At 69.7% G+C, this 17,709-nt stretch carries 12 protein-coding genes; 9 read left to right on the forward strand and 3 right to left on the reverse strand.

Annotation, left to right across the window (positions count from 1 at the left end; all coding sequences use genetic code 11):
* Window positions 1–93: 93 nt before the first annotated feature.
* Together ASG40_RS01920 and ASG40_RS01925 are read left to right on the forward strand one after the other, a co-directional pair.
* On the forward strand, window positions 94–2,169 hold the full coding sequence (locus ASG40_RS01920; protein ID WP_055879607.1) for a putative bifunctional diguanylate cyclase/phosphodiesterase: 2,076 nt from the start codon (window positions 94–96) through the stop codon (window positions 2,167–2,169).
* A gap of 162 nt (window positions 2,170–2,331) precedes the next feature.
* On the forward strand, window positions 2,332–3,483 hold the full coding sequence (locus tag ASG40_RS01925; RefSeq protein WP_055879616.1) for a GGDEF domain-containing protein: 1,152 nt from the start codon (window positions 2,332–2,334) through the stop codon (window positions 3,481–3,483).
* A gap of 36 nt (window positions 3,484–3,519) precedes the next feature.
* Here ASG40_RS01925 and ASG40_RS01930 read toward each other — a convergent pair whose 3' ends face one another.
* Complete coding sequence (locus ASG40_RS01930) at window positions 3,520–6,663, reverse strand: ATP-binding protein (RefSeq protein WP_162240567.1); 3,144 nt, start codon at window positions 6,661–6,663, stop codon at window positions 3,520–3,522.
* Between the two features lie 353 nt (window positions 6,664–7,016).
* On the opposite strand from ASG40_RS01930, the gene ASG40_RS01935 reads away from it, so the two are divergent.
* Complete coding sequence (locus ASG40_RS01935; RefSeq protein WP_055879619.1) at window positions 7,017–7,403, forward strand: response regulator; 387 nt, start codon at window positions 7,017–7,019, stop codon at window positions 7,401–7,403.
* On the opposite strand, the gene ASG40_RS01940 is transcribed toward ASG40_RS01935, so the two are convergent.
* Window positions 7,325–7,891: an FG-GAP repeat domain-containing protein gene (locus ASG40_RS01940; protein WP_055879623.1), complete on the reverse strand. Its 567-nt coding sequence runs from the start codon at window positions 7,889–7,891 to the stop codon at window positions 7,325–7,327. The two genes, ASG40_RS01935 and ASG40_RS01940, sit on opposite strands and share 79 nt — an antisense overlap.
* 642 nt (window positions 7,892–8,533) lie before the next feature.
* Between ASG40_RS01940 and ASG40_RS01945 the strand changes: the two genes are divergently transcribed.
* From ASG40_RS01945 to ASG40_RS01970, 6 genes are all read left to right on the forward strand, one after another.
* Window positions 8,534–9,283, forward strand: coding sequence for an FkbM family methyltransferase (locus tag ASG40_RS01945; protein WP_055881106.1), 750 nt, complete (start codon window positions 8,534–8,536; stop codon window positions 9,281–9,283).
* 141 nt (window positions 9,284–9,424) lie between these two features.
* Complete coding sequence (locus ASG40_RS01950) at window positions 9,425–10,564, forward strand: transglycosylase SLT domain-containing protein (protein WP_055879628.1); 1,140 nt, start codon at window positions 9,425–9,427, stop codon at window positions 10,562–10,564.
* A 327-nt stretch (window positions 10,565–10,891) separates the two neighbouring features.
* Complete coding sequence (locus ASG40_RS01955; protein WP_055879631.1) at window positions 10,892–11,437, forward strand: response regulator; 546 nt, start codon at window positions 10,892–10,894, stop codon at window positions 11,435–11,437.
* Between the two features lie 196 nt (window positions 11,438–11,633).
* A complete protein-coding gene (locus ASG40_RS01960; protein ID WP_055879634.1) occupies window positions 11,634–12,554 on the forward strand; it encodes a transglutaminase family protein in 921 nt (306 codons plus the stop codon).
* A gap of 75 nt (window positions 12,555–12,629) precedes the next feature.
* Window positions 12,630–13,436, forward strand: coding sequence for a transglutaminase-like domain-containing protein (locus ASG40_RS01965; protein WP_055879639.1), 807 nt, complete (start codon window positions 12,630–12,632; stop codon window positions 13,434–13,436).
* Window positions 13,437–13,619: 183 nt separating this feature from the next.
* A complete protein-coding gene (locus ASG40_RS01970; protein WP_082494291.1) occupies window positions 13,620–15,131 on the forward strand; it encodes an aspartate ammonia-lyase in 1,512 nt (503 codons plus the stop codon).
* Between the two features lie 66 nt (window positions 15,132–15,197).
* Here ASG40_RS01970 and ASG40_RS01975 read toward each other — a convergent pair whose 3' ends face one another.
* Window positions 15,198–17,525, reverse strand: coding sequence for an amylo-alpha-1,6-glucosidase (locus tag ASG40_RS01975; RefSeq protein WP_055879642.1), 2,328 nt, complete (start codon window positions 17,523–17,525; stop codon window positions 15,198–15,200).
* Window positions 17,526–17,709: the final 184 nt, after the last annotated feature.

Genomic DNA, 17,709 nt, shown 5'->3' on the forward strand with positions numbered 1-17,709 from the left:
GGGGCGACCTCGTCGAGGAGCGGCGGTTCAGGCAGGATGGGGATGGCTCGAACCTCACGGCGTCTGTCGGAACCGCGTCATCCGGAGACCGGGATGCAACCGGCGATCGACCGTCTTCGGACCCTGTGCGGACTCGCGGCCGAGACGTTCCGGGTCCCCGTCGTGCGATTGATCTTCGACGACCCGGCCCTGGCCCTCCTCGAAATCCGCATGGGCGCGGACCACCCCGAGACCGAATCGGAACGCGAGGCCTGCGCCCGGATTCGTGGGTGGTGCACGAAGGCGTTGCCGCCCGGCCTTCCGTCGAGCCCCGGCCTCCGCCTTCTGGCCCGCGCACCGGTCGCCATGGCGGACAGGGGCGCGATCGGCAGCCTGTGCCTGTTCGACGACGCCCACCGCCGGGTCTCGCAGAGCGAGGAGCGGCACTTGGCCGACCTCGCGGCCCTCGTCTCCGAATGGCCGGACCTGCGGGAGGAGGTGGCGGGTGAGGCCCATCCCCCCTACCGGCAGATCCTGGAGATCGCCCAGGACGCCTTCGTGGGAGTCGATTCCGAGGGCGCCATCGTCGAGTGGAACGCGGCCGCCGAAGCCGTCTTCGGCTGGACCGCCGCCGAGGTGCGCGGCCGCCCGATGGCCGAGATCATCATCCCCGAGCCGCTACGGGCCCGGCACGCGGTCGGCATGGCGCGCTACCTCGCCACCGGGGCGAGCGCCGTCGTCGGCCGGTCCCGCCTCGAACTGACGGCCCTGCACAGGAACGGATCGACCTTTCCCGTGGAGATGGCGATCTCCCAGTCGGGCGAGAACGACCGCATGCGGATCTCGGCCTTCCTGCGCGACATCTCGCAGGTGAAGGAGCGGGAGCGGCAGATCGCGCACATGGCCCAGCACGATGCGCTGACGGGTTTGACCAATCGGAGCCGGTTCCATGCCTGCCTCGCCGAACGGCTCGAGCGCCTGGAGCGCGACGGCATCCCCTTCGCGCTGCTCTACCTCGACCTCGACCGCCTCGTGGTCATCAACGAGACCCTCGGCCACAGGGCGGGCGACGCCGTGCTCGTCGAGGTGGCCGCGCGCCTGCGCGGCGCGCTCCGCCAGGAGGACGTGGTGGCGCGCCTCGGCGGTGACGAGTTCGCCATCCTCCAGATCGGGGCGGCCAGCCAGCCCGCCAGTGCCGCCGCCCTGGCCCAGCGCCTCATCGACGCGGTGACGGGGCCGACATGGGTCGAGGGCAAGCTCGTCGAGATCGGGCTCAGCATCGGCATCGTGGTGGCGCCGACCGACGGGCGCGACAGCCGGACCGTGCTCAAGCGGGCCGACCTCGCCCTGGCCCGCGCCAAGGCCGACGGCCGCAACACGCGGCGGTTCTACGAGACCGACATGGATGCCGCCGCGGAGGCCAAGCGCAACCTGGAGATCGACCTGCGCGGCGCCCTCTCCCGCGGCGAATTCGAAGTCTACTACCAGCCGCTCGTCGATGCGCAGAACTTGCGTCCGTCGGGAGCGGAGGCCCTGGTGCGCTGGCGCCACCCGCGCGTCGGCCTCGTCTCGCCCGCAGCCTTCATCGCCCTGGCCGAGGAGACCGGGCTGATCGTGCAACTCGGCGAATGGGTGATGCGCACCGCCTGCCTCGAGGCTGCCGGGTGGCCCGCGCACATGCGGATCGCGGTCAACATCTCCGCCATCCAGTTCCGGCAGGCCCGGTTCGTGGAGATCGTGATGCACGCCCTGGCGGAGACCGGCCTCGCCCCCGAACGGCTCGAACTCGAGATCACCGAGACCGTCCTGATGCAGAGCCTGCCGCAGGTGGTGGACGCGCTCCACCTGCTGCGGCGGTTGGGCGTCCGCATCTCCCTCGACGATTTCGGGACGGGCTATTCCAGCCTGTCGTACCTGCGGAAATTTCCGTTCGACAAGCTCAAGATCGATCAGTCCTTCGTGCAGGACCTCGCCAACCCGGCCACGGCCTCCATCGTCCAGGCCATCGTCGCCCTCGGCCGCGGCCTCGGCATGACCGTCACCGCCGAGGGGGTCGAGACCGAGGAGCAGCGGGCCACGGTCACGCAGTACGGCTGCACCGACCTCCAGGGCTACCTGTTCGGCCGCCCGGGGTCCAAGGACGACTTTTCGCGCGAGCACCTCACCGGCTGCAACCAGCATGCTGCCTGACAGGGGTTCACGCCCCTGCTAAGCAGGCTGTGCGCATGCGGCCTTCCGCTCGAAGAGCGGAGCCGACCGAACGTTCGACCCTGGCCGGCGGTCCCGTTCTTCCTTCCCGGACCAGCCCCGCCGGACGGGACCGGCCTGTCAGCAACCGGATGTGACGACCCGATGGCGAACGACCTCGCGCAACGGCCGTTGCGGCAACGCCAGACCCTGCTCGTCTATCTCGGCACCGTCGCCTTGGCGGTCGTCGCCCTGGCCGCGATGCATGTGGCCACCGCGACGGCGCTCGCCACCCGCCGCGACGCGGTCGTCCTCCTCGACCTCGTGCGCGAGCAGCAGGCCCAGGCCCAGCGGATCGCCTACCTCGCGGCCCGAGCGGCGACGGGGGATACCGCTTCGGAATTCCAGGGCGGACAACTCGTGACGCGCTTTGCGCGCACGCACGAGCAACTGCGCCAGGCCGACCGGGCGCTCGGCGTGTCGCCGGCGTCGGCCGAGGCGTTCCAGGCCCTCTATGCCGCGGGGGAACGTCCCCTGGTCGGGCAGGTCCAGGAGTTCCTGACCCAGGTCCGTTCCGCCGAGGACGGCGCCCGGCAGGATCCGAACAAGGCCGACCGGCTGTCGGCGATCGCGCGGTTCGCCGGCGAGACTTTCCCGTCCGGCCTCGACCCCGTCGTCAAGGCGTACCAGCGCAGCGTCGCAGCCAGGGCCGACTCCCTCGAATGGACCGCGCTCGGCCTCGGTGCCGTCGTCCTCGTCGCCCTCCTGACCCAGGGTCTCGCCGTGGCGAGGCCGACGTGGCGCCGGCTGGGCGCCCATGACGAGGCGTTCACCGCCCTCGGCGCCACGGACCCGGCCGGCGGCGCGCTATCGGCACAGAGCTTCGCCAGGCGCGCAGTCGCGGAGATCCGGCGGGCGCGACGCTATCGCAGGCCCGTCTCCGTCCTGGCGATCGCCACGGGGACCTCGGGCGAAGCCACCGATGGCGCGGTCCTTCGGACTCTCTACGGCGAGTTGTCCGAGACCCTGAGACCCAGCGACATCGTCGGGATGCACGAAACCGGCGTCTTCTCGCTGGTCCTGCCCGAGACCGATCTCGAGGCGGCGGAACTCGCCGGCCATCGCATCCTGCGCGTTCTCGACGGGCGCTCCATGCCGGTCGACGGTCGGGTCGTGACGGTCGCCGTCAGGATCGGGGTGGCGCAGATCCGCGCCGACGAGGCGGTCCCCGACGAGGCCTTGGGGCGGGCCATGGCCGCCCTGCGCGACGCTCGGGCGGGCGGCGGGGACCGCGTGGCGGTCGGCGCCACGCGCTGAGCGATGATGCCCGTGGATTACGGAAGGGCGCTGGGATCAGCCGGCGATCCGGACCGGCACCGCGGCCTCGGCGACCGCATGGGTGTGCGCGATTCGACCGCAGGCGGCGATGGCGCGCTGTGCCTCGACGCGGCAGCGGTCGATCGCCTCGCCGATGTCGCCGCCGGACCGATGCGCGGCCTCGACCGCCTGGCAGGCCTCGGACAGCGCGGTGAAACCGAGCATGCCGGCCTGCGAGATCAGGGTGTGGTTGTCGGCCATGAAGTGGTCGGCGACCTCGATCGTCCCGGCGGCGGGATAGATGTAGGCGATCCGTCCCCGGACATCGTCGAGCCACGCCAGCACCTGCGCGAGGCCGGCGAGGCCGATCAGCTCGTCGAGGACCAGAGCGTCGGGGGCGTCACCGGAGGCGGCAGGCGGGCCCGGCGCCTCGACCGGAGCGTCGTCGATGTCGGATCGGCAGCACCGCTCGATCGCCTGGAGGAGGTCGGCACGGCGGAAGGGCTTGCCGACGTGGTCGTCCATCCCGGCTGCGCGCAGCGCCTTGACCTGATCTGAGAGCACGTTCGCGGTCAGCGCGATAATCGGGATGCGGGCGGCCTCCCCCGGCAGCTTGCGGATTTCGGCGGTCGCAGTCAGCCCGTCCATGACCGGCATCTGCACGTCCATGAGGACGGCGTCGTAGTCGCCGCCGGCGACGGCCTGCACGGCGGAGGCCCCGTCCTCGACGACGTCGACGCTGTGGCCCGACGCCTCCAGGATGATGCGCACGATCTCCTGGTTGGCCGGGAGATCCTCTGCCAGGAGGAGCCGGCGCGGTCGCGCCGGCGCGAGCAGGACCGGCTCGGGCGCCGCCAGGCTCGCCGCGTCGGCGAGGTCGAGGGACAGCGAGAACGAGAAGGTCGAGCCCTTCCAGGCCTCGCTCGATACGGTGATCTCGCCGCCCATCAGGCCGACGAGGCGCTGCGAGATGGCGAGGCCGAGCCCGGTGCCGCCGAACTCCCGCCGGATCGACCCGTCGACCTGGCTGAAGCGCTTGAACAGGCGGTCGATCTTCTCCGGCGGGATGCCGATCCCGGTATCGGTCACCGAGACCACGACGCGCTCGCAGGTCTCGGTCCGGTCGAGAAAGGCGACGCGCAGGGTCACCGACCCGTCGCGGGTGAACTTCACGGCATTGTTGACGAGGTTGAGCAGGACCTGCCGCAGGCGGTCCTCGTCGCCGACGTGGCAGGGCGAGAGCCGCGGGTCGATCTCGAGGGTGAGGACGAGCCCCTTGTCGTCGGCGAGGCTGGCGACGATCGCGAGGGCATTGTCGGCGAGGCCCCGGATCGAGAACGGGCGCGGCTCGAGCTCGATGGCCCCCGATTCGATTTTGGAGAAGTCGAGCACGTCGTTCACGACCGTGAGCAGGGCGTTGCCGGAGGTCTGGATCGTCAGGACCTGGCGCGCGAGGTCGGGCGGCAGGTCGGTGCGGGCGAGGATGATGCCGGTAAAGCCGATCACCGCGTTCAGCGGCGTGCGGATCTCGTGGCTCATGGAGGCCAGGAAGGCGGACTTCGCTTCGCTCGCCGCATTGGCTTCGGTCGTCAGCCGCTGCGCCTCCGCCGTCGCCGCACGCTCCGTCTCCGCCTGCGCGTGTTCGATCGTCCGGTCGCGGATGATGCACAGGACCCGTTCGACGTGGTTGTGGCCGTCGTGCATGAAGCTCACGAGCACGCTGAGCCATTGGCCGGAGCCGGTCTTCGAGGGGCAGAAGATCTCGGTCTCGACGACGGGGGTCTCGCAGGCCTGCAGCATGGCCGCCTGCAGGTCCTCCACGCTCGTCCTGGGGAAGAGCGAGAACAGGCGGCGACCGACCAGGGCATCCGCCTCGGGCATGTTGTGGAGCCAGTGGGCGCTGCGGCTGGCGAACTCGACTTGGCCGTCGGGGCCGGCCACCAGGATCACGTCGGGGCTGTTCTCCATGATCTTCTGAGTGAAGGCGGAGGCCTCGCGCAGTGCCAGGGTGCGCGTCTCGACGCGATTCTCGAGCGCCCGGTTGTTGGCTTCGAGGGCGGCATCGCGCGCGGTCAGGTCGGAGATCAGGCGTTCGAGCGAGGCGCTCAGCACGTTGGCTTCCCGATAGCCACCGGACGGCACCGCCGTGCTGCGGTCGCCGAGGCGGTGGCGCTGGGCGAAGGCGACGAGCGCCAGGAGCGGACGCGTCGTCATCCGGGCGACGAGGAGCCCCAGCACCCCGAACAGGAGCGCGAGGGCGAGGCCCCAGAAGAGGATCGCACGACGCAGGTCCGTCACCGGCGCGAGGGCGGTGCGGGTCGGCTGCCGGATGACCACGGTCCAGTCCATGCCCGCATAATCGGCCGCGCCGACGGACCGGCTGGCCGAGACGAGGAAGGATTGGTCGTCGCCGAAGGATACGACGGCGGAGCTGCCCTTGCGGGACGTGGAGGCGTCCGCGATGGCTTTGATGACGTCGGGGGCGAGGCGCTTGCCCATGATATCGGACGGCCCGAGCAGGACCTCGCCGTCGTCGCGCAGGATCAGGCTTTCGATACCGCTCTGCCGCTCCTCGAACGGTGCCAGGATCGAGCGCTCGATCCGACGCGCCCAGGTCCAGCTCATGTGACCGCCGAGGACGCCCACCAGCCGCCCCTGCCCGTCGTGGACGGGCGTCGAGACGTCGACGAAGCGCAGGGGTTCGCCGTCGGGCAGCGGCGGAAGCTTCTGGGCCAGGAGAAGGGCTTCGTGGACATCGCCGGCGTAGGGCTTCAGCAGCGCCTCGCGAAACCAGGGCCGCTCGCGCACGCTCTTGCCTTCGAGCAGACCGCCCGAGCTCGCCATGACCACGCCGTTGGTATCGGCGATGCCGAGCCAGGCGTATTCCTTGTGGTCGGCCTGGACCGTGTCGATCCACTTGCGCCACGTCGCCGGCGTCGCCGACACGCTCTGGCCCATCGTGGCGAGGGTGCGCACGAGGAGCAGGTTGTCGTGCATCACGGCGTCCAGGCGGCCGCGCAGGTGCTCGACATAGCCCGACAGCTCGTGCCCGATCTGCTCGCGGAGTTGCGGGGCCGCGATCCGCTCCGCCGCGAGGCTGACGCAGAACGTCAAGGCGAGCGCCAGGAAGCCGAAGACCGAGGCGAGCAGCGCCTGCAAGCTGATGGAGCGCTGTGGCACGCGTACGATCCTGACCGACACCCTCCACCACAAAGGCGAAAAATCCTTAGTTTTTCGCTACGTCTCACCGCTCGACGAGCGCTGGCCCATCGCAACCGATTGCGTGAAGCCAAACAGACCACCAGACGTCATGGACGATCGAGGCATTGTGTCGATGTCGATATCCGTCATCGGTCCGGCGGATCAGCTGATACCGCGCCGGGAGCCTGCAACTTTCAGTATTCTGACGAAGCGCAGGACAGGCCGCGTCTTTCGAAGAGCCTTTAACGCCTCATAGACACATTTTGGATTTCATCACGGCCACGCTGCCGCCCTTCCGCATGCACGCTGTTGCTCACCTCCGGAGATCGACGATGTCCACCGCCCCCCTCGTCGTCGTCGCCGACGACGACACGATCACGCGCTCGATCATCAACCTGAAGCTGAAGAGCCGCGGCTACACCGTCATCACGGCCTCGGACGGCAGCGAGGCGCTGCGGATCATCGAGGCGGAAAACCCCGCCCTCGTCGTCCTCGACGCGATGATGCCGGGCATCAACGGCTTCGAGCTCCTGCGGCAGATCAAATCGACGCCCAAGACGGCCGACACCCTGGTGGTGATGCTCACCTCCCGCAAACTCGAACAGGACATCGTCGGCGCCCTGAACGCAGGAGCGAGCGACTACCTCGTCAAGCCGTTCATCCCCGAAGAACTCGCCGTGCGGATCGCCCGCCTGTTGCCGATCGGCCGCCCACAATAGGCCTCCTCCTGGAGTGGGCCCGTCGGGGTCGACGGGATCAGCCTGCTGGTTTGACCGCCTGGGTGAGCCGCGATGGTGCCGGGGCCGAAGGTGCCCGGCGCGGCGGACGCGTTCGGCAGCGTGACCACCTTGCCGTCAGCGCCGGTCGCGACCATGTCGGGCCGCCCGTCGCCGTTCGCGTCCACCGCCGAGAGTGCGACCAGCGGCGAGGTGCCGGCGCGACTGCGGATGGGACCGCCGAAGGCACCGGCGCCGTTGCCGATCAGCACGTTGATCGTGCCGAACAGATCGGAGACGGCGAGGTCGAGCTTGCCGTCGCCATTCAGGTCGGCGGCGGCGATCGCCAGGGTGCCGATGCCAGAGCCATAGGCGACGGCCGACCGGAAGCCGCCGACGCCATTCCTGATCAGGACCGAGATGTCGCCGCTCGACCCGTTCGCGACGATGAGGTCCGGCGTGCCGTCCCCGTTCGCGTCGGCCGCCAGCACTGCGCTCGGGGCGGTCCCGGCGCCGTAGCTGATGCACGCGTGGGGTCATGGGGTGTCTTGCCTTCGGGTCGTCGAGCGGAGGAGGCGCCGTATGGGAACGTCAATGCCGCAGACAATTCTGTCGGAATTTGTATTGGAAATCATATTGTATCTGGATATAAATAAAGACTTTGATTTATATAAATCCTACGAATTATCGACTTAATCGATTCGTGATTACACATCGATAAAAGCCGACCATCCCCAAACCAAGCAGTCGCACCTGACTTTTTCGGATTTTTACTATCGGATGATTGGGCATGACGGACCGCCAGGGGCGACAAGACCTCGGATCGCAGCGCGGCGCATTTTGGGCTCGCAATGAGACGCGACGCCAAGCATTTCTGCGGAACCCGCCGGCCGGCCCTGTTCGTCGGCCCCGCGTCTCGATCGATCGCGGACGGCGATGCGCGGAATCGTCGGATACCACCCGAACGAGGATGAAGGCCCCGTTCGCCGCATCGACCGTTCCGGAGGATCGTTGACACGTCGGCTCGCGCTGTCGAGGATTCCGACGCCATGGCGGTCGAACCGGCCGTCGCCGCCCATCCCCTGTCGGGACCGGGCGAGTTCAGATCCGCGCCGTCGACGGATAGAGGTTCCATGCATCCAGCCGTGGCCGCCGCCAACACGCTCCGGAGCGTGCATCGGACGGGACAGATCCCCGACTACGAGGACATCCTGACCCAGGGCTACGGCCGCCTCCTGAAGCCGGGCGACGTGGCGATCGACGTCGGGTGCCACGCCGGGCGCCATCTCGAGCACTTCGTCGACCTCGTGGGCCCCGAGGGGCACGTCCACGCCTTCGAGCCGATCCCCTTCCTGATGGAGAACCTGCGGGCCCGCTTCGGCGCCCTGCCCGAGGTGACGCTGCACCCCTGCGCCCTGTCGGCCGAGGCCGGGGAGACGGATTTCACCGTGGCGAGCGCGCTCGGCGAGAGCGGATTGCGACCGCGCCATTTCAGCCAGCCCACCGTCACCGCCCGCACGATCCGGGTGCGCGTCGAAACCCTGGACGCCGTGCTGGGCGCGGTGCCGGCCGTGGCCTTCCTCAAGCTCGACATCGAGGGCGGCGATCTCGATTGCCTCACGGGCGGGCAACGGCTGCTGGCGCGCTGCCGTCCCTTCGTGAGCATCGAGTACGGCTGGGCCGGCTACTCGGTCTACGGCCATAGCCAGCGCAGCCTGTTCGATGCCGCCACCGCCGCCGGATACGTCTGCGCCGACCTGATCGGGAACCTCGTCGAGGATCTCCCGACCTGGCTGCAGGTGTCCGACACCGTGACCTGGGACTTCTTCCTGGTCCCGCTGGAGCGCCGGGCGGAATGGAACGCGGCCTTCGCCCATGACTGACACGGTGGCCGGCCGGGGCACTCGCCGGGGGAGACTTGCCCCGGGATCGCCACAGGCTCGGCCGTGTTGTCGCCACAACTGTCAACGCATGTTTCCCCGGAGAAGCGCGCTCGGCGCGGAATCACGGAGCATGGGTTGGAAATGCAGGGACGCAGGGTCGGATCGCAACGGACTGTCCCGGCTCACCGCAACGCGGGACGGCCGGCCGGCGATGCCATCATCGTCTCGGCCCGCGTCGGACGCGACCACGGCAGCCGCCCCGCCCTGACCCGGTCGCTGATCGCGATGTCGCTCCTCGCCGCCGGCCTCGGCGCCCTCGTGGTGCGCAACGGCGGCGACCTCGGCGCCGTCGGCATCGGCAAGGCCGTGGCCTCGTCCTCCACCGAGGCGACGCTGGCGATGCCCCGTCCCCGGATCCAGGCCGTCGCGCCCGCCATCCTGCCCCCGGCACCGATCGTGCTCACCGCCTCGTCGGCCTTCGCGCCGATCCACGACCTCGACACCGAGATCGGCTCGAACGCGGTCGACCGGGTCTCCTACGACTACCTCCTCACCGAGAGCGCGGTGGGCGACCCCAACGACATCCTCGAGTTCGGGCCGATGAAGATCCGGCGCCACCTCGTCCAGAAGATCGTGCGCGCCGCCCAGGCCGTGGCCACCGACCCGGTGCTGCTGATGGCGGTGGCCGACAAGGAATCGAGCTTCATCACCGAGGTGCAGGCCAAGACCTCCTCGGCGACCGGGCTGTACCAGTTCATCGAGCGGACCTGGCTCGGGGTGGTGCGCGACTTCGGCCCCAGGTACGGCCTGGCCCAGGACGCCGCCCTCATCCTCACCGCGGAGAACGGCCGCCCGAGCGTGGCCGATCCGGCCGAGCGCACGCGCATCCTCGAACTGCGCCGGGACCCCTACCTCTCGGCCCTGATGGCCGGCGAGATGCTCAAGCGCGACGCCGCCCGCATCTCCCTGCGGATCGGCCGCGAGTTGTCCCTCGGCGAGGTCTACCTCGCCCACTTCCTCGGACCGGACGACGCCGAGGACTTCCTGGCCACCGTGGCCGACAAGCCCAAGGCCGCCGCCGCGCAGATGCTGCCGGGTCCCGCCAAGGCCAACCGCTCGATCTTCTTCGCCGCCCAGCGCGGACGCAAGAAGGCCGCGAGCCTGTCGGTGGCCGAGGTCCACGAGAAGTTCGAGAGCATGATGGCCAAGCGCGGCGACCGCTATCGCGACGTCCGCTCCGTCGCCGGCATCCTCGCCTTCGCGGACGCCGCCACCGAGTGAGCGTCGTTCGGCCCGGTCCCGCGACCGGGTGGCGAACGACGGGTCGCGGACGAATCCCGGCTCGCGAATCCCGGCCGACGAATCTTTGGCAACCGATCCCTGCCGGCGTGATTTAACACGCATCAATCCGTCTTGGCGCGGACGGCAGTGCGGGCAGCGTTAAGGAGATTCGACTTGGGCGATCGGAAAGGCATCGTGCCGGATACTCCGCCATCGGCGCGGGTGAGCCCATCGACCGAGAGTACGGCAGCGGCACGTCCCGGCCTCCATCAGATACCGGTTCGGACCGGGCCGGGCCCCGGCGGCGACAACACCCTGGCGCCCTCCTTGTCCCTCGACCGGATCGGGCAGGCCCTGGCCGCCTTCTACGACGACCTCGTCGCCGAAGGCCTGCCCGAGCATCTGGCCGCCCTGGTCCGTCAGGTGAAGCCCATCGAGGCGTCGGCTCCCCCGCCCGTACCGGCCCCCGCGCCGGCCGCGACCGCCTGGAAATCCGGGCGGATCGCCCTGATCGTCGAGGACGACGTCGCCACGCGCGCGCTCGCGGAGTCGCTGTTCGAGGTGACGGAACTGGAGGCGGTGGGCTGCGACAGCGCCGAGGCGGCCCTCGACATCCTGCGCGAGCGCGGCACCGACGTGGCGCTGGTGTTCGCGGACGTGGCCCTGTCCGGCGCCATGGACGGATTGCAACTGGCGCGGGCCGTCTCCACCCTGTGGCCGCGCGCCCGCATGGTCGTGACCTCCGGCCGACCGGCGCCGCGGCCCGACGCGCTGCCACCGCAGGCCGTCTTCATCCCGAAGCCCTGGCGGCCGTCCGACGTGCTGGTGGAAGCCGATCTGGCCGTCACCGAGCCCCCGCCGATCCAGCCCTGACCCGGCGAGTGCGCTGGCGCGGGACGCGAGGGCGGGGCACGGCAAATCCCTGCCTGCAAAGCGGAACACGCAACCGCAGAGCTTTGTTTGCACGGCAAGCTCCGGTCATCCGGTTCGGCCGTCGGGCGCCGTGGGCTCACCTCTTGCATTCCCCGGTCCAAGGGGCCGCGCATGGGCGCGGTGGAGCGTTTCAGCCGTGCCGATCCTGTCCGTCCGCCATGTCACCACCTATCGCTACCGGCAGCCGGTGGGGTTCGGCGAACACCGCATCATGTTCCGCCCGCGCGACAGCTACGACCAGCGGTTGATCGCGGCGAGCCTGTCGATCACCCCCGAACCGCAGGGGGTGCGCTGGCTGCACGACGTCTTCGGCAACTGTGTCGCGGTGGCGGGTTTCACCGGGCGCTCGTCGACCCTGCGCTTCGAATGCGCGATCACCCTCGACCACACTCCGGAATCGACCCCGCACTTCGCCCTGGCGCCCAATGCCGCGTTCTATCCGTTCGGCTACGGCGTCGACGACATGCCCGATCTCAGCCGCTCGATCGAGCGCCAGCACCCCGACCCGCGCAACGAGGTCGATGCCTGGGCCCGCAGCTTCGTGCCCCCGGAAGGCCGGATCGCGACGCAGGACCTCCTGGCCAACATGACCCGCAGCGTGCGCCGGAACTTCGCCTACCTCGCGCGCTCGGAAAAGGGCGTCCAGGACCCGGTGACCACCCTGCGGCTCAAGCGCGGGAGCTGCCGCGACTTCGCGGTGCTGATGATCGAGGCGGTCCGGGCGCTCGGCATGGCGGCGCGGTTCGTCTCCGGCTACCTCTACAACCCGCGCGACGACCGCGACCGGCACGTCGGCGGCGGCTCCACCCATGCCTGGGTGCAGGTCTACCTCCCCGGCGCCGGCTGGGTCGAGTTCGATCCCACCAACGGCATCGTCGGCAACCGCGACCTCATCCGCGTGGCCGTCGCCCGCGATCCGCGCCAGGCGGTGCCCCTGCACGGCTCCTTCTTCGGATTTCCCGCCGACGACCTCGGCATGACCGTGGAGGTCGACGTGGTCGAGGTCGCCACGCCTGCCCCGGAGACGCGGGGGCCGGATCCGATCCTGTCCCGATGACGAGACGTGAACCCGGGGCGGGCCGCCCCGGTTTCTCCCTGTGACGAGTGTGGCTTCGAGATTCAGGTGAGCGCGATGAAGATCAGGACTGGGTTCGACATTGCCTTCGAATCGGTTCAACCGACCCCGATGATCCTCGAGCTCAGCGTGCATCCCACGCGGATGCCCGATGTCCTGACGCCGCACGAGATCAGGTTCGATCCGCCGATCCCTTGGCAGGAATATCGCGACGTCTACGACAACATCTGCACCCGCATCGTCACGCCGCCGGGGCTCCTGACCATCTCGGCCGACTTCACGGTCCAGGATTCCGGCCTTCCCGACGTCTATGCGCCCTACGCCCAGCAGATCCCGGTGCAGGACCTGCCCCAGGACGTGCTCGTCTACCTCCTCGGCAGCCGCTACTGCGACACCGACAAGCTGTCGGAGACGGCCTGGTCCCTGTTCGGAAACGCGCCGATGGGCTGGGGCCGGGTCCAGGCCATCGTCGACTACGTCCACGACCGCATCCGCTTCGACTACCTGTGCGCCGACGCCACCCGCACCGCCTGGGACGGCTTCATGCAGCGCCAGGGCGTCTGCCGCGACTTCGCGCATCTGGCGGTCGCGTTCTGCCGCTGCATGAACATCCCGGCGCGCTACTGCACCGGCTACCTCGGCGACATCGGCGTGCCGCGCGTGCCCGACCCGATGGATTTCTCGGCCTGGTTCGAGGTCTATCTCGACGGCGGCTGGTACACCTTCGACGCCCGCCACAACACGCCGCGGATCGGGCGCATCCTGATGGCGCGCGGACGCGACGCCACCGACGTCGCGATCACCACGAACTTCGGCTACGCGCACCTCGCCCGCTTCGAGGTGCATACCGACGAGGTCTATTGAGCGGGGCCGATCCACGACGCCGTCGGCGGCCTTCGGCCGAAAACCGGAGTCCCTTTCTGCCGCCGATGCTCTAAGACCGAGGGTGACGTCACGAGGGCCGGGCATGGTGTCCGGCCCAGTGGCCTCGGGGGCGCGGGCCGGATGCCGGCGCCCTGGGGCGCGTCGCTGCCGAGGGATCAGCCCATGTCAGGCGAGACGAGCGCGGAGGGCCGGCCCGCCGGGTCGTCCGACAACATCGCGGTGGCCACCGTCCGCACGGTGGAGATGGAGGGTGCCCGCACGCGCACCGAACACGACCTCCTCGGCTATGGCGAAGTCCCCACCGACGCCTATTGGGGCATCCACACCAAGCGCGCGGTGGCGAACTTTCCCATCACCGGCGTGCCGATCGGGCATTTTCCCGACCTCGTGCGCAGCCTCGCCCTGGTGAAGCAGGCCGCGGCCAGGGCCAACCACCGCCTCGGCTACCTCTCGGCCGAGAAGGCAAAAGCCATCGACGACGCCTGCACGCGCATCGCCACCGAGCCGCATTTCGCGGAATCCTTCGTGGTCGACGCGATCCAGGGCGGGGCCGGCACCTCCACCAACATGAACGCCAACGAGGTGATCGCCAACGTCGCCCTCGAAGGCATGGGCAAGGCCCCGGGCGACTACGCCAGCCTTCACCCCAACGACGACGTCAACATGGCCCAGTCCACCAACGACGCCTATCCCACCGCCCTGCGCCTGGCGGTGATCTTCGCGACCCAGCCCCTCATCGCCGCGCTGGACGACCTCGCCTACGCCTTCAAGGGCAAGGCGGTGGAATTCGCCGACGTGCTCAAGATGGGCCGCACCCAGCTGATGGACGCGGTGCCCATGACCCTCGGCCAGGAGTTCGACGGCTTCCACGCCACCATCAAGGAGGACGTGGCGCGCCTGTCCGAGATCGTCGGCCTGTTCCGCGAGGTCAACCTCGGCGCCACGGCGATCGGCACCGGCATCAACGCCGATCCGCGCTACGCCTCCCTGGCGGTGGAGGAACTCTCGCGCTCGGCCGGCCAGCACATGGTGCTCGCCTCCAACCTCATCGAGGCGACCTCGGATCTGGGCGCCTTCGTGCTGTTCTCCGGCGTCCTCAAGCGGGTGGCCGTGAAGCTCTCCAAGATCTGCAACGACCTGCGCCTTCTCTCCAGCGGGCCGCGCACGGGCTTCGGCGAGATCCGCCTGCCCGCCGTCCAGGCCGGCTCCTCGATCATGCCGGGCAAGGTCAACCCGGTCATCCCGGAGGTCGTCAACCAGGTCGCCTACATGGTGATCGGGCAGGACCTCACCGTGACCCTCTGCGCCGAGGGCGGGCAGCTCCAGCTCAACGCCTTCGAGCCCACCATCGGCTACTGCGTCCTGTCCTCGCTCAGGATGCTGACGGCGGCGGTGGACACCCTCACCAAGCGCTGCATCGAGGGGATCGAGGCCGACCGCGAGCGCTGCCGCAGCCTCGTCCACGGCTCCATCGGCCTCGTCACCGCCCTGGTGCCGGCGCTGGGCTACGAGGCCTGCTCGCGGGTCGCCCAGAGGGCCCTGGCCGAGAACCGCCCGGTGGCCGACGTGGTCCTCGAAGAGGGCCTGCTGACGTCGGCACAGCTCGATTCGCTGCTCGAGCTGGAGGCGATGACGCGGCCCTCCCGCGTGCGCCGCGTCGGCCCGGTCGGCTGACCGCCCAAAACGCCAGACCGCCCGAGACGCCGGCACGGCGCCGGCGTCTCGGGCGGGGCGCGGCGTTCACTTCACCACGGAGACCTGGGCGTCGCCGGTACGGCGCAGGACGTTGACGGTGACGTCGTCGCCGTAGCGCTGCAGGCGCAGGTCGATCCGCGAGTCGCGGATCTTGATGTTGAAGATCGAGACCCCGTCGAGGAAGGCCGGCAGCGTCGGGTTCTTGAGCCGGATGCGGTTGCGGTCGTGCTGGATCTCCAGGCCGATGCACGCGGCCAGGAACGCGAAGGGAGCCGCTGCCGCCCAGGCCTGCGGCGAGCAGGCGACGGGGTAGGAGACGGGCCCGCGCTGGTTGCGCCGCATGAAGCCGCAGAACAATTCCGGCAGCCGCTTCTGGTCCTGGTAGAGCGCGGTGTCGAACATCCCCTCGAAGATCCGCGAGGCCTGGGGCTTGAGGTCGTAGCGGGCGAGTCCCATCGCGATCAGGGCGTTGTCGTGCGGCCAGATCGAGCCGTTGTGGTACGACATCGGGTTGTAGCGGGCCTCGCCGCGGGCGATGGTGCGCACGCCCCAGCCGTTGAACCCGTCCTTGGACAGGAGCGTGGCGGCCACCCGGCCGGCCCGCTCCGGCAGGGCGATGCCGGTGAACAGCGCGTGGCCGGCGTTCGACGAGCGCACCGCGCACGGCCGCTTCTCACCGTCCAGCGCCAGTGCGTAGGTGCCGATCTCCTCGCTCCAGAACGCCGTGTCGAAGGCCGCGCGCAGGGCCGTCGCCTCGGCCTCGAGGCGGCCGGCGAGGTCGCCGTGCCCGAGCATCGTGGCGAGCTTGGCCATGCCGTTCTTGGCGGCATAGACGTAGCCCTGCACCTCGCAGAGCGCGATCGGGCCCTTGGCCATCTGGCCGTCGGCGTGGAAGATCGAATCGTGGCTGTCCTTCCAGCCCTGGTTCTCCAGGCCCTTGTCGGTGTCGCGGGCGTATTCCACGAAGCCGTCGCCGTCGCGGTCGCCGTAGCGGTTCATCCAGTCGAGGGCGAGTTCGAGGGCCGGCCAGATCGCGGCGATGGTCTCGCAGTCGCCGGTGACGGCGTAGTATTCGGAGGCCAGCATCACGAACAGCGGCGTGCCGTCGATGGTGCCGTAGTAATGGCGGAACGGCACCTCGCCGAGCATCGCCATCTCGCCGCGCCGGGTCTCGTGCAGGACCTTGCCGGGCTGGGCGTCGGCGGCGGGGTCGATCGCCTTGGCCTGGGTCGAGGCCAGGTAGCGCAGCACGCCCTTGGCGAAGTTCGGGTCGACCCACAGCGCCATCATCGCGGTGATGATGCCGTCGCGCCCGAACACGGTGGAGTACCAGGGGATGCCGGCGAACGGATAGATGCCCTCCGGGGTGCGGCTCGCCAGCATGTAGAGATCGGCGGTGGCCCGGCAGGCCGCCTCGTTGAACTGGTCGTTCGAGGAGATGATGGTGGTGATGCCCGCTGTCAGCTGCCTGAGGTCGCGGCGGGAATCGCGGTAGGCGCGCGCGAAGATCACACCCTCGGCGAGGCCGCGGGGATGGCGCGGGCCGGGGCTGCTGCCTGCGGCCCGCGAGAGGCCGGCGGCGGCGTCCTCGCCCACCTGCTCGGCGGCCGGGGCGCTGGTGAAGGCGCGGTGGCACTCGAACACGGTGCGCACGAACAGCGAGGCGCGGCCGCCGGGCGCCAGCGTCACCTCGAAGGTCGCTTGGCCCGGGGCGATGTGATGGGGCTTGGGCCCGAAGTGCAGGCTCGTGGTGCGCACCATCTCGTCGAGGCCGACGTAGCGGAACTGGACCTCGGTCTCGCTGGCCACCTGCACGCTGCGCTTGCCGCGCAACGCGCGGTCCATGCCGCGCACCTCGAACAGGTCGCGGTAGTCGGCGTCGAAGGTCAGGCCGACCCGCAGCTTGCGGGTGCGCGAATCGTAGTTGCGCAGGCCGATCCGGTCGTAGCACGAGCCCTTGAACAGGAACTTGGTACGCTCGATGGCGATGAGTTCGCGCGGGATCGTGGTCTCGTCGTGGGCGTCCACCCGGATGTCGGGCGTCGTCATGTCGACGCTGAGCGCGCCGTTGTCGTCCTGCATCACCGAGGACAGCAGCAGCGGGCGCTGGTCCTCGATCGTGAAGTGCAGGCGCGAGAGGTAGCGCGTGTCCTGGAAATAGAGCCCCTCGGGCCCCGGCAGGACACCGATGTCGCCGTAGCTGTCGAGAACGGCGAAGGCCTCGCCGTACTTCAGCGAGCGCAGGGGCCGCTCGACCAGCGAGGTCTGCGCCTCGATGTGGTACTGGGGCAGGACCTCGTCGGCGTCCTGGAACCCCTTGTTCCGCGCGTCCCGCTCCGATTCGGCCGTGGCCGTCACATCGTCTGCCGCCATGCTCGCGCATCTCCTGGACTCGAGGATCCGATCCGCCGGTCACGAATCGAACGGCCGCCCCGACGCGCCGAGCGTCGGGGCGGCCTTTGGTTAGGTAGCGTCAGTGAAGCGATCTCGGCCTCTTCGCAACCCCGCGCGGCGTGGGAAAACACGTGCCGCGTGAGCCGCGTCGCAAGGCGGATGC

This window comes from Methylobacterium sp. Leaf399 (assembly GCF_001424525.1).
GTDB lineage: Bacteria > Pseudomonadota > Alphaproteobacteria > Rhizobiales > Beijerinckiaceae > Methylobacterium.